This is a genomic window from Microcoleus sp. OTE_8_concoct_300, assembly GCF_031383065.1.
Lineage (GTDB): Bacteria > Cyanobacteriota > Cyanobacteriia > Cyanobacteriales > Microcoleaceae > Microcoleus.
Window position 1 is genome coordinate 1 of the sequence record NZ_JANMZH010000260.1, and the last position, 13,120, is coordinate 13,120.

Below are 13,120 nucleotides of genomic sequence, written 5' to 3' on the forward strand. Positions count from 1 at the left end.
AGTCACGAAACAGGCGATCGCGAAATGCTCCCTTTTCTCATAGACATGGCTAATTTATATGAACAATTTGTCGCTGAATGGCTCAAAGCAAATACACCAAAAGGCTTTTTTGTCAAACAACAACACCGAGTCACCCATGACCAAAACTATTTCGATCGCATTGACTTACTCCTAGGCGATCGTGAAACAAAAAAAGTCCAATACGTCCTCGATACAAAATACAAAGCTGCCGATAAAGTAGCCAATAATGACATTCATCAAATAGTTGCTTACGCAAATGCGTTAAAGTGCCAAAATGCAATTCTCGTCTACCCGCAAAACCTCAAACAGCCACTAGATATAAAATATGACGATATCCGAGTTCGCAGTCTAACTTTTTCCCTAGATAGCGACCTGAATGAAGCCGGAAAAACCTTCTTAACCTCTCTACTTCCAAACACCCTCCCCTAACTCTACTCTGCGCCCTCTGCGCCCTCTGCGGTTCATTTCTCCACAAAAAAAAGAGGCGCGATCGCGCCTCCCAAATCTTTCATGTCAGGGTTCTAAACACTAACAGCCACTTTCGCTTCCTTCGCAGTCAACTTCTCGTAAGTCGCCCGCATCTTCAATCCCACTAACACTTGGAACAAACCAGTTCCATTGTTAGAACCAGGATATTCGCGGTGCTGGAGCAACAAGTGAGTTAACTCGCCTTCATACTTCGCAGAAGTCTTGCTCAAATGGCTTTCGATGTAAATAACTTCTTCGAGATTCTCGAATTGACCATCTACTTCCAAAATCGAGACTTCGTGACCGTAGAAAGCGTCGGGCCCGTAGTACATCTTAATTCCGGGATAGGAACAAGTCAGCTTGCGGCCGCAAGGAACCCAGTTAATTGTTGAACCTTCGTCAAACAAATACGCAGACTCAAAATTGGCGATGCCTTCGCGCTGGATCATCTGCACACGCAGAACCTTCCGCTCCTTGTCATCTTTGATCAAGTTGGTCGGCAACACTTGAATTACCACATCAGCATATTGCTTTTGCGGGTCAATGTAGGCGGTAAAATCCGGTTTGCGAGCATTGATCGCAAACAGCACGTCTTCGTAACGGTGGCCCCGTTCCGCCATGTCGCGCTGGATTTTCCAAGCAATTTTTACCTCGTCGCTGATGTCGAGGTAGACGCTGAAGTCGAGGAGCGATCGAACTCGCTCGTCGTAAAGGGGATGCAGCCCTTCAATCACAATCACGTGATTCGGCTCTACCCTTTCGGGCGGGTCGAGCAGACCGGTTTCGTGGTTGTAAATCGGCTTGTCGATCGCGTGACCTTCTTTGAGGGCCTTCATTTGCTCAGCCATCAGGTCAAAATTGTTCGCTCTGGGGTCAAGGGCTGTAATCCCTGTTTCCTTGCGCTGCTTGCGATCGAGACAATGATAGTCGTCAAGGCAGATTACAGTAACGAAATCTTCCCCGAACAAATCTGTCAATCGGCGCAAAAAAGTAGATTTTCCGCATCCGGAGTCTCCGGCAACGCCAATTAAAACCACGCGATCCGGCTTACTGGTCATAGTTTCCCTCTAACAAAATCACTGTTTACTAACTAACTCAAGTCTAGATTCCACAAAATTTCAGCCCCCAGATAGCGACAAGCAGGCTTTGTGCGGCTTTGCTACCCCGCGAGGATCGAGTTCTCACCAGCATACAGCAGTCTGTTGACTGCCTGCCCGGGAAGACCCAAGCAATCTTCAACGCAAGTAATTAATAGCTTGTAAAAGTATAGTCATTTATGTATGACATGGGAGGCGTGAATCCCTCCCCTTTCTTTTTTACTTCGAGCGGATTGACCCGCCTGGGCTGAACTACGCAGCTCCCTATCCCATCGCACAAGGCATTTGGGATTGCTTGGGGCATAAGATCGTAATATCTATTAACACTAACTTTAGTAGTTGATCTTACCAGAATGCGATCGCCCACTACAAGCTCAACGTCGATAGATTTTAGATTTTAGATTTTAGATTTTAGATTTTAGAATTGACCCGTCAGTCAGCCTGGGAGTCATAAATCCAGGATCTTGTACTTGGCTGCTTTCGGTCAATAGGAGCTATTTGTTGCCCGATGCCACACTCCATCACCGGTCGGCAATCAAAACGACTTATCGGGGCAGATCCCCCGATCGGGTAAAATATTGGCAGTACGCAGACAACAATAGCTATAGGTCAACAGCCGAACGCCTGACGGGCTCGGTGAGCGCGGCGTTCGGCTAGTAGGGATTGGATACGCGAGCGATCGCAACTTCAACATTCCTGCCGGCGTGACGAGGCCCACAAATTGGCGCGGCCAATTAGTCCCGATGGCCTTAAGAAAAAAGTAAATTGAGTCTAACGTCACATTCTCTTTCTTTATAACTCTGTATCGTGAAGGAAAATCAACAAATGTACAGCCCAAGCTTATCTGGTGGAGCGGCCAATTCAGAATCAGGCAGCCGCATCTTTGTTTACGAAGTGGAGGGTATGCGTCAGAGCGAAACAACTGACCAAACAAGTAACCCGATTCGCCGTAGCGGCAGCGTATTTATCTCCGTGCCCTACGATCGCATGAATCAGGAAATGCGCAGAATTGCTCGCATGGGTGGCAAAATCGTCAGCATTCGCCCCTCAAACAGCGCTCCCGAAACTAATAATGGCAAAGTCGCACCAGAAGCAGGGCTACAGAGTCAGAAATCAGGAGAAACAACTAAGCCCATGACTCAAGCAAAGGAAAAAGTTCAGGTTCCTGTTAACCTCTACAAGCCGGCCAATCCCTATATTGGTAAGTGCATTTCTACAGAAGAATTAGTCAGAGAAGGCGGCGACGGCACAGTCCGCCACGTCACCTTCGACATTTCCGGAGGCAATTTGCACTATCTCGAAGGTCAAAGTATCGGGATTATTCCCGATGGGACTGATAAAAACGGCAAACCTCACAAAATTCGGCTTTACTCGATCGCCTCCACCCGCCACGGCGACCACCTCGACGACAAAACAGTCTCCCTGTGCGTCCGCCGGCTGGAGTACAAACACCCGGAAACTGGCGAACAAGTGTTCGGCGTTTGTTCGACTTTTCTCACCGGTTTGGAACCGGGGGCTGATGTCAAAATTACCGGCCCCGTAGGCAAGGAAATGCTGTTGCCCGACGACGAGGAAGCCACCGTGATTATGATGGGTACCGGTACGGGTATTGCTCCTTTCCGGGCTTATTTGTGGCGGATGTTCAAGGAAAACAATCCGGATTACAAATTCAAAGGTTTAGCTTGGCTATTCTTTGGAGTTGCTTACACTCCCAACATTCTTTATAAGGAAGAGTTGGAACAATTGCAGCGCGAGTTCCCCGATAATTTCCGCTTGACTTATGCCATCAGCCGCGAGCAAAAGAATGCTGAGGGCGGCAAGATGTACATTCAAAACCGGATTCAAGAGAACGCAGACCAATTGTGGGAATTGGTTCAAAAGCCGAATACTCACACTTATATCTGCGGTTTGAAGGGTATGGAAGGCGGAATTGATGAGGGAATGTCGGCTGCAGCTGGCAAGTACGGCGTTGACTGGGCTGCCTATCAGAAACAGTTGAAGAAAGACCACCGTTGGCACGTTGAAACTTATTAATCTGTTACCTGATTTAATCTGATTTGTAGGGGGGGCTTGGCTCGCCCTACAATTGTTTTTATGGCAATAATTTTTAGTAATTCATATTGCCAAAATAGATGTTTTTTGGTAAGGTATCCCGTGCGAACCCTACAATTACAATTGAATATTTTGCGTAAGGTGCGCCCATAAGCCCCCTACAATTACTGGGCACCCTACAATACTATTTTGATTGCTCCGGTACGCCAATAGCCTACAATGGTTGTGGCTTCATTGAGTTTCTACGGGTCAAAGTCGTGGCTTTCAAAATTGGTTTGTTAGGTTTGGGTACAGTTGGCGCGGGAACAGCAGAGATTTTGCTCTCCCCAGACGGCCGCCATCCGCTGTTGCAGGAATTGGAAATCTATCGGGTGGGAGTGCGCGATATTTCTCGAACTCGGTCTTTACAATTGCCAGAAAATGTGCTGACAACTGACCTAGAAGCGATCGCAACAGACCCGGAAATTGATATTGTAGTAGAACTGATTGGCGGATTGGAACCGGCGCGATCGCTCATTCTGCAAGCTATTGCCAGCGGCAAGCACGTCGTCACTGCCAACAAAGCAGTTATCGCCCGCTACGGTAATGAAATCTTCGAGGCCGCCAACAAAAAAGGCGTTTACGTAATGCTAGAAGCTGCTGTCGGCGGCGGCATTCCAGTCATTCAAAGCCTGAAACAATCCTTAGGTGCAAACCGCATTCAAACTGTCACCGGCATCGTCAACGGCACAACTAATTACATCCTGACGCGGATGCAAACAGAAGGCGCAGACTTTGCCGAAGTGCTCGCCGACGCCCAGCAATTAGGTTATGCTGAAGCTGACCCCACAGCAGATGTAGATGGATTAGACGCCGCCGATAAAATTGCTATTTTAGCCTCGCTAGCTTTTGGTGGACGCATCAAATTAGCAGATGTTCATTGCGAAGGTATCAGAAAAGTTAGTGCTGCTGATATTGACTACGCCGACAAGCTGGGATTTGTGATTAAATTGTTGGCTATTGCTCAAGAAACCTCCCACTACAATGGCAAGCAAGCGGAGGCAGAAAGCGAACTGCTGTCAATTCGAGTGCATCCTACTTTTGTGCCGAAAACTCATCCGCTGGCGAGTGTCAACGGGGTTTACAATGCAATTTTAGTCGAAGGAGAGCCGATCGGGCAATTGATGCTGTACGGGCGCGGCGCCGGTGCCGGTCCCACAGCTAGCGCCGTAGTATCCGACATTATGAATGTGGCGGCCATCCTGAAAACCGAAACTGTTCCGATTCCCCATCCTTTGCTGAGTTGCAGTCACCAACACTACTGCAAAATTGCTCCGATGCAGGAACTTGTTACTCGCTTTTACGCCCGTTTTCTGACGCGCGATACTCCGGGGGTAATTGGCAAACTCGGCACTTGTTTCGGCAACCACGAAGTTAGTTTGGAATCAGTTGTGCAGACGGGAATTCACGGCGATTTAGCAGAAATTGTCGTCGTGACTCACGATGTTAGGGAAGGTAATTTTCAACAAGCACTCGATGACATTCGCGCGATGGAAGGAGTCGATAGTATTGCTAGCACGTTGCGAGTTTTGTAAAAGTGATTTGCTAGGGGCGGGTTTCACATAGAATATTTGCTAATAATTGACAATCTCTAAAACTACCCCTCTCACTGTATTCTCGACCTCTGCGTGCATCGGCGTCAATCCATTGTTATCTGCGGTTAATACACTCTCTTTTTTTAACCGCAGATACAGGCAGATTAACACAGATTAACGCAGATGAATTAGATTAATTCCCGTTGCACAGTCCGTGATTGTTGACGCTTCGGCGAAGCTGAGCGGGCATCGCTGTTGACTGGATTTTACGCCCGACGATACTACCGGATTTGATATAATATAGAATATTTGCCAATCATTGACCATCTCTAAAACCCTCCCTCTCACTCACCCAACGGTAAGTGTCATGTCGATTTTTGCCATTTGATACAAGTAAAAGTTAATTTAGATTATTCGTTGTGCGGTGGCGGGTTTATGTAGATTTTTTGTACTTATTAAATATTGTTGGTAAAACCGGCGGCTACCAGATAATGAGAGGAACAGAATTGGATTTTGTCGATCGCCAGACGGGAAGGCACTTGCTAGATTCCCTCTACGAAAAGTTTGCAAAACCCCAACTGCACGATACTTTTAGACCCAATAATCCTTCAATTTACATTCGGCACGAGTCAGGGCAAGTTATTGATGGAAATTATATCATAGAAAAAGTGTTTGAAGACTCTCGCACTGGTTTTTATGCTGAAAGTCGCATTCCCATTTCTGGCAATAATCCGCCTGTTATCGTGATTCGCGGATACGGTTCTTGGTATCCTTTCGATCGCGTTTTGGAAGATACGCCCGATGTATTTATGGCAAAACTAGAACGCCAGTTAAAATCGGCGCAAACTGCGGGTGCTATTGATTGGATAAAGCAGCAATTTCACAGCGGGAATCCGTCCGATGTCATCGGAGAAAGTTTGGGCGGCAAAGTTGCTCAGCAAATAGCAGCCAAATACCCGGATTATATTCGATCGACTGTAATTTTTAATTCTTTGGGCGTTTCGGAAAAGTTAGCTCAAACTTCCACCGCTAAAAATGTTTTTCACTACTTTACTTTAGGCGAAAGGTACGCTTTCTGGGCAAATGGGGGCGATTACATACCGGGAACGATTTTTGTGATTTCCCAGAAAGGCAACAACTGTTGTTATAAAATCGAAGAGGCGATCGTCCGAATGGCGCGTTTTGAAGGCAAGTTTCTCAAAAGGCGCGCGATTGTGGCAATATTGGCTCAGTGGCTTTTGCTAAACAGACACAATGCGATCGTCCTCAACAAGCGACGGCCAGTAGTCGTTCAGATCGATCGCACTCAATTGCAAATTTTCCGAAAAAAGCGCTTTGTTTAAACTCAGACAGAATTGCTTCAGGCCGCAGATGGCTGATTTTCCCGCGCTGCGACTGCCAGAAGCAGACAAAGTGCTGCGATCGCTATTAGCAAAATTGTAACATCTCGATCGCCCAACAAGCATCTAAATCTAGCTGTAAATATCTGCGTATATCTGCGTGCATCTGCGGTTAATAATTTCCCATTAAATATTCTACACAAATTCTCCCTTAGCAACCATCACCACCTTACCACCCACCAAAACTTCTATTTTCCCTTCATTTTGGGCTGCTTGTAACAACAGCAAAGAAGGTCGATCGATTTCATAACCCTGCTCAACTCTGACATCAATCTTTGCTGACCCATAATAAGCATATTCTACCAAATATCCAGCCAAACAGCCATTAGCACTGCCAGTCGCCGGATCTTCTGGAATTCCTAATGAATGGGCAAAAACTCGCACGCTTAAATCATTAACGTCGCTGTAAGTTTCTGGGCAAAATATCAAAATTTCTTTCGCTTCCATGGTATCAACTAGCTCAAAATATTTATCTAAGTTGACTTGAGCTTTTTTGAGCGAGGCGATAGTTTTTAATGGGACAATTATAAAGGGTACTCCCGTAGAAACTTCTTGAATTGGGAAGTTGGGATCAATTTCATCTGGTTCTAAATTCAGGACATTTGCCAGACTTGCGGCTGATAAAACTTGACCAAAACTAGGCGGGTTTTGTCGCATCCACAAAATATCTGCCGATTCATTGTGATAATTAAAAGTAACTGGAATTTGACCGACGGCTAGATTGAGAATTACTCGATCGACCTTTTCGCGAATAATCTCTTGCTGCAACACAAACGCAGTGCCCAAAGTCGGATGGCCGGCAAAGGGCAATTCCTTCTTGGGCGTGAATATCCGCACGTCATAGCCACCATCTCGCGGATCGGGCGATCGAATAAACGTAGTTTCTGAATAATTGATTTCCCTCGCTATCAGCAGCATTTGGGCCTCAGATAGTTCGGCAACTCCCGCACCGCAAAATACAGCTAGCTGGTTGCCAGCATATTTTGACTCTGCAAACACGTCAACTATATAAAAATTCACATTTCCCTCGTTCAACAGTAGTTTGTGTAGCAGCGGTTTCAACCGCCTCCTTCTTTCTTGTTACCAGGCTCTGCCTGGTAACAGAGATCCAGAGGCTGCGCCTCCCTACTTCAAACAGCGAATTGCCTCCAACATTCCCCTGGCTTTATTGAGCGTTTCTTCGTACTCCATATCCGGGTTAGAATCAGCCACCAAACCAGCCCCAGCTTGCACAGAAACCGAATGTTTATCGCCTTCTTGAGAACGAACAACCATAGTCCGAATTGCGATCGCACTATTCAATTGCCCCTCAAAATCATAATAGCCGTAAACCCCAGAATACGGCCCCCGGCGGCAACCTTCCAACTCGTGCACGATTTCCATCGCCCGAATCTTCGGAGCACCGCTAACCGTACCCGCAGGAAAACCAGCTTTCAACAAATCCCAAGCTGTCTTATCCTGGGCCAATTCTCCCACCACATTGCTCACAATGTGCATCACATGAGAATAACGCTCAATGCCCATTAATTCGTCAACTTTTACAGTACCGTTTCGGCAAACTCTGCCTAAATCGTTCCTGCCCAAATCAACTAACATGACGTGTTCCGCAATTTCCTTCGGATCTTGCAGCAATTCAGCAGCCAAAGCATCATCTTCTTGAGGAGTTTTACCCCGGCGGCGAGTGCCGGCAATCGGTCGCAAAGTTGCTATCTTTTTGCCATCAGCAGTATTTTCCGCCTTCACCATAATCTCGGGACTCGAACCGATAATCTGCCAATCTCCGAAATGAAAATAAGCCATGTATGGAGAAGGATTTATCAGACGCAAAGAGCGGTAAAGTGCAAAAGGATCGCCACTGTATTCAGATTCCAAACGCTGGGAAATAACTACTTGAAAAATATCTCCGGCTTTGATATAATCCTTAGCCTTTAAGACATTGGCACAATACTTTTCACGGGTAATATTGCTGGTGTAAGCCAATTCTGTATTTCCGGTTGTGGAACGGGCATCTTGCCCGTTATTGGGAGGAGTCCATTCTATGAGAGTAGATTGCCGGGAAAGCGGCGATTGCAGCTTCTGAACTAACTTACCAACCCGATCGCACGCTTGCTGATAAGCATCGGCCAAATCAACGCCAACCTCGCGCAAATCCGCATAGGCGACAGCCCAAATTTTCCGCTTCACCTGGTCGAAAATCAGCAAATTATCCACCTGCATCCACAACCCATCCGGCAAATCATTCTCGCTGGCTGGATACACGGGAACTCGCGGTTCTATCCACTTAATTAACTCGTAACCCCAAAAACCGAATAGCCCGCCAATTCCCGGCGGTAACTGCGGCAATTTCACCGGTTTGTAAGGCTGCAAACACTCAGTTAAAGCCGCAAACGGATCGCCGGTAAACACATTTTGGGAACCGTCGCGGTAAACTTGAGTTGTGCGATCGCCCCTTGCCTCCAAAATCCACAGCGGATCGCACCCTAACAAACTATAACGCCCAACCTTCTCCCCACCTTCGACCGACTCCAGCAGAAAACTGTAAGGTTGACCCGCACAAACCCGATACCAGGCAGACACCGGCGTATCCAAATCAGCAACCAATTCTTGATACACGGGCACAAAATTGCCTTGTTTCGCCAGTTCCGAGAATTGTGAGAAATCGGGAAATATCATATATATCAGAAGGAAGAAGGAAGTTCGGCAACGGATTCTGTAACGGATGTAACGGATGTAACGGATGTAACGGATGTCAGGAAGAAGGAAAATGCAATCCTAGGATTTCAGCGATTAAAAGCGTCCTAACCGTCTTGGTGCTCAGTAAGCAAAAGACGGAAACCAACATCCCCCCGGCGACTGATACTCGCCAACTGCCATCACCGCCATCGGCTTGAGGGCACGCAGTCCCTCTTGCAAGCACCAGCGAAATAAACTTGCATACCTCAGCGGCAAGTGAAAAGAAAGCAATTCTTCTGAACTGTACGCAGCAGCCCCCAAGAGCAAAGCCTGCATATCGGCTTCTGTTTGGGCGACGCTGTGGCTCAAAGGCGACACCGCACAAGTATAAGCTACAATCCGACCTTGTTGGCAAGCAACGAAGGGAGACAAGAAATTCAGGGCGTGTTCAATCTCGGAAGTTCGATCGCACCTGCAGAGTTTTTCGCACAAAGCCGCGCATTCACCAACATCCTCACCCGCCATCGGGCGCACCTCAAACCCATACTGGGGCTGGCTGTGAAACTTCCCCTCCATTAACACGAAAGGTTCCTTCACCTCAAAACCCAGAGAAGCGTACAGCGACAGCGACGCCATATTATAAGATTCCTGAAGCAAACGGATGCCCCGAGCGTCCTGTCCCCGTTCCAGCAAAGCTTTCATGATTTCCCGTCCCGTACCGCAACCTTGAAAAGTTCGATCGACAGCGACAGGCCCGATACCGCGAATCGGGTTGCGTTCGTCCATAAACCCGCAGCCGACAACCGCACCCTCGATTTCAGCTACTACGCCAAAACACAACGGACTTCCGAGCACAAGGTCAATAATTTCAGTTGAAAACTCCAGCGTCGGAAAATCTGTAGGGAATTGATGGCGATCGCAAATATCTTTAAAAGCTTCATAATTAATGCGAGCGCAAACATCGATATCAGAAGGCTGCGATCGCCTGATTGCGACATTCATCAGAACTATGGGGTTGAAACCTCGTCCTTTTAGGACGGCTTTACGTTGAATTGAATCCCCTCGCGGGGTGGAGGGGTATGGTTGCCCCTCCCGTGAGGTATGGTTGCCTCAATCTCTTTTCCGAGTAGAAGAGACGACCTGCCAGGTCGTCTGTACTTCGCCAAAGTTTAGTGAGCTTGTTAGGTTGAAAGCACTGTTCCAGTGACCTTAGAACTGTTTAACTCTCAACGACAGAGCAAGGGACTAGCTACGCATCCCAGGGTGTCGTGACTCAAAAAACGTAGTCAGTTAAGACGATGGCCCGTCAGAACGGCTTGTTAGATTTCTCCTTCAAGCCTCATGCCTGATAGCTGAGGTTCCTGACTTTTAATTTAACGATTAACTTTTAATTAGATTTGAAGTTTGCAGTAGTATTCGGGCGCTGCAGCCAACGGCCTCCCGCGCCCGAATGCTACTGCAAAAACAAGTTTACAAGCTGAGCCTTCCAGGGAATATTACCTATGTTTTGCTCAGCCATGCAGTCTTAGTCTAAGGATCGAAAGTCTTCTTACCACTGAACTTCAGCTTAGCCGGATTTGGATTGCTGCCAATATTGCGCTCAATCTTACCGTTGTAGGGACGACCTTCGTTCACCTTCTCAGGGAAGACGCCATCCTTGGGATGCAGGTACTCAGTAGTACCGTCGGGAAACACGCGGTAAATTTTGTAGTTCGTGATTTTGAATTTAGCCCGCAGTTGCTGACCACCCAAAGCGATGCACTGCTCCTTCCGGGGCAGATACAGCAAGTTGTCGCCTTGACGCATAATCGCAGCGCCACCAGTAGGCATTTCAAACACCTGTTCCTTGGGGCTAGTCCAAGTGATAGCGTACTTCTCTTCAACTAGCGCCTTGGTCAGCAAGCCGCCGGTGCTGCCGCCGAAAAGAGGGGGTTGTCCAGTGAGTTCTTCTGCCATAAACATATCCAAAGGATTTTTACGGCATCGTATCATCATGACGCGACACGGCTGTCGAAATTGTAAGGAAAGTTAACAGTTTTTTGGCGATCGATCTTTTCTGATAATTGGTAATTAGTAATTAATAATTGATAATTGGTAATTTCCACCAAAGTTAGAAAACAGAATTAGAAAGCACCAATCCCGAAATAAAGAATAAAAAAAACAGCAATGCTTCGGGTGCTTGTGGCGCACCCTAGATCATCGCACATTCCCCCCATTCCCCCCACACACGATCGCACAATTTACCGCGTCAACCCTATGTCAAGAACCACTTAGGGTCATAGCCGCGCGGAATTTGACTCAAAGCAGTCCAAGTTTCTTGATTAACAATCCCGTCGGCCTCAATCCTAAACTTTGTTTGAAATGCGCGAACAGCTTTCTCCGTCAAAGTAGAAAACTCGCCGTCAATTTTAGCGCCATAGTGCTTGGAAATCCTGAGAATTTCCTGAACAGTAGCGACTGCTTCCCCAGAACTGCCGAATCTGAGTGGGGGCATATTAACTGGAGCTTCACTATAAAGCACCTGCCAAGTGAGCGGCCCGACAATGCCGTCCGGGGGCAAGAAAAACCGAAACTGAAACAGTTTCACAGCAAATTGAACTGCTTGGTTAAATAGTCCTTTAGCAGGCTGCCGGTAAACACCCAACTTCGTTAGGAGTTGCTCTAGTTCCAATACCGCTTTACCTTGAGAACCTAATACCATTTTTCTAAAGATGTGCTAGAGATAAAGAATGTAAGATCCAAGACCATCCTGTGAGAAAACCAATGACATTATTTGTTAAAGATGATAAAATTTCCTGAACTTTTACGCGGAGTTCGTCAAGATTACTAAAGACTAACCAAGCTAAAAATTCTTTGATGTATTCCCACACTCTTTCTGTTGGATTTACTTCAGGGCAATGAGGAGGCTGAAATAGTAAAATAATATTGTCTGGTAATTCAGATGTGCTTAAAAGATGACCGGGAGCATTATCGACTTGAATAATATGCAATTCATCGGGATATTGAAGCGACAATTGTTGCAAATATGCTTGAAAACAAACTTTATCTAAATGGGAAAACTCCCAAAAAAAACTTCTGCCAGTAGATGGGGATACGGCGACCTAATGCCAGAAACATTTAAATTTCCATTGATGTTTTCCTAGGGGTTTTACACCCCGTAGTGTTAGCTTTCGTCTCTGAATTGTATGTAGTCCTAATCGAGTTTCATCACTACACCAAAAGAGAAATTTCTTGTATTTATTTACTTGGTCAGGAGCTTTTTCCAGCAAGGCTTTGACTTGATGAGACAGACTATTTTTGAATTCATTAATTGCCGTTGGCTTTTGTTCAATACTTCGAGGCCTTGGGATTTTTAATTTACTTTTTAACTCCCCTTTAACCAAGGAGTATACAGCTTGATAACTACTAGGTATCTCTTTGATCAACCAGAGCCAGAGATGAACTTCTTTATAACTGGAAAATCCTTCGGGGTCTCTCAATTCTTGTTGTAATGCAGCCGCTACTTCAACCGAAAACTTTTTGGGTCTACCAAAAATCTGCCGATTTTTTAACAAGTTTTCTATGCCACCCTCTTTATATTGAAAGAGCCAGCGATGAATTGTGGTTTCACTTTTACCCAAAACTGACGATACTTCTCGGACTGTTTTTACTTTTTTTGATTGAAATAAATAAAGCATTTGAACTTTATTATATGCTAAAATTCTTTTTTGTTGTTTCCTAATCTCTAGCAATACTTCTACAGATTCGGCAATCGTTATATGAGGACGGCCAGACATTTTAATGTTCTCCTTTACTTTTTATATAAGTCTATCACAACTTTATAAAAATGGTATAA

10 protein-coding genes and 1 pseudogene are annotated in these 13,120 nt (G+C 46.2%); 4 read left to right on the plus strand and 7 right to left on the minus strand.

Annotated features, from left to right (window positions below; translation table 11 throughout):
- Nucleotides 1-450: 5-methylcytosine restriction system specificity protein McrC (locus tag ACUVJL_RS12175; protein ID WP_445246086.1), on the plus strand; the 450-nt coding region annotated here is incomplete at its 5' end.
- A gap of 92 nt (nt 451-542) precedes the next feature.
- On the opposite strand, the gene ACUVJL_RS12180 is transcribed toward ACUVJL_RS12175, so the two are convergent.
- Nucleotides 543-1,547 (minus strand): phosphoribulokinase, encoded by a 1,005-nt coding sequence (locus tag ACUVJL_RS12180; RefSeq protein ID WP_445246087.1) that lies wholly within the window; start codon nt 1,545-1,547, stop codon nt 543-545.
- 864 nt (nt 1,548-2,411) lie between these two features.
- Between ACUVJL_RS12180 and petH the strand changes: the two genes are divergently transcribed.
- From petH to ACUVJL_RS12195, 3 genes are all read left to right on the plus strand, one after another.
- Nucleotides 2,412-3,620, plus strand: a complete 1,209-nt coding sequence (petH, locus tag ACUVJL_RS12185; RefSeq protein WP_445246088.1) for a ferredoxin--NADP reductase — start codon at nt 2,412-2,414, stop codon at nt 3,618-3,620.
- Nucleotides 3,621-3,895: 275 nt separating this feature from the next.
- Complete coding sequence (locus tag ACUVJL_RS12190; protein WP_445246089.1) at nt 3,896-5,212, plus strand: homoserine dehydrogenase; 1,317 nt, start codon at nt 3,896-3,898, stop codon at nt 5,210-5,212.
- A 491-nt stretch (nt 5,213-5,703) separates the two neighbouring features.
- On the plus strand, nt 5,704-6,555 hold the full coding sequence (locus ACUVJL_RS12195) for an alpha/beta hydrolase (RefSeq protein WP_445246090.1): 852 nt from the start codon (nt 5,704-5,706) through the stop codon (nt 6,553-6,555).
- Between the two features lie 192 nt (nt 6,556-6,747).
- Here ACUVJL_RS12195 and ACUVJL_RS12200 read toward each other — a convergent pair whose 3' ends face one another.
- From ACUVJL_RS12200 to ACUVJL_RS12225, 6 genes and pseudogenes are all read right to left on the minus strand, one after another.
- The gene (locus ACUVJL_RS12200) at nt 6,748-7,632 is read right to left on the minus strand and encodes a PhzF family phenazine biosynthesis protein (protein ID WP_445246094.1); all 885 of its coding nucleotides are present in this window, start codon (nt 7,630-7,632) and stop codon (nt 6,748-6,750) included.
- A gap of 105 nt (nt 7,633-7,737) precedes the next feature.
- Nucleotides 7,738-9,285 carry an anthranilate synthase component I gene (gene trpE, locus ACUVJL_RS12205; RefSeq protein WP_445246091.1) on the minus strand — a complete coding sequence of 516 codons (1,548 nt, stop codon included), beginning with the start codon at nt 9,283-9,285 and terminating at the stop codon, nt 7,738-7,740.
- Nucleotides 9,286-9,426: 141 nt separating this feature from the next.
- Entirely contained in the window at nt 9,427-10,287 is an 861-nt protein-coding gene (locus ACUVJL_RS12210) for a GNAT family N-acetyltransferase (RefSeq protein WP_445246092.1), read from the minus strand.
- A gap of 528 nt (nt 10,288-10,815) precedes the next feature.
- Nucleotides 10,816-11,241 carry a photosystem I reaction center subunit II PsaD gene (locus ACUVJL_RS12215; RefSeq protein WP_445246095.1) on the minus strand — a complete coding sequence of 142 codons (426 nt, stop codon included), beginning with the start codon at nt 11,239-11,241 and terminating at the stop codon, nt 10,816-10,818.
- 298 nt (nt 11,242-11,539) lie between these two features.
- Entirely contained in the window at nt 11,540-11,986 is a 447-nt protein-coding gene (locus tag ACUVJL_RS12220; protein WP_445246093.1) for a peptidoglycan-binding domain-containing protein, read from the minus strand.
- Nucleotides 11,987-11,990: 4 nt separating this feature from the next.
- Nucleotides 11,991-13,061, minus strand: a pseudogene (locus ACUVJL_RS12225) (IS630 family transposase).
- Nucleotides 13,062-13,120 lie beyond the last annotated feature (59 nt).

What these genes read in the sequence shown, in the direction of transcription:
- ACUVJL_RS12180 (WP_445246087.1), bottom strand. Translation starts at nt 1,547, where the DNA reads ATGACCAGTAAGCCGGATCGCGTGGTTTTAATTGGCGTTGCCGGAGAC.
- petH (WP_445246088.1), top strand. Translation starts at nt 2,412, where the DNA reads ATGTACAGCCCAAGCTTATCTGGTGGAGCGGCCAATTCAGAATCAGGC.
- ACUVJL_RS12195 (WP_445246090.1), top strand. Translation starts at nt 5,704, where the DNA reads ATGAGAGGAACAGAATTGGATTTTGTCGATCGCCAGACGGGAAGGCAC.
- trpE (WP_445246091.1), bottom strand. Translation starts at nt 9,285, where the DNA reads ATGATATTTCCCGATTTCTCACAATTCTCGGAACTGGCGAAACAAGGC.
- ACUVJL_RS12210 (WP_445246092.1), bottom strand. Translation starts at nt 10,287, where the DNA reads ATGAATGTCGCAATCAGGCGATCGCAGCCTTCTGATATCGATGTTTGC.
- ACUVJL_RS12215 (WP_445246095.1), bottom strand. Translation starts at nt 11,241, where the DNA reads ATGGCAGAAGAACTCACTGGACAACCCCCTCTTTTCGGCGGCAGCACC.
- ACUVJL_RS12220 (WP_445246093.1), bottom strand. Translation starts at nt 11,986, where the DNA reads ATGGTATTAGGTTCTCAAGGTAAAGCGGTATTGGAACTAGAGCAACTC.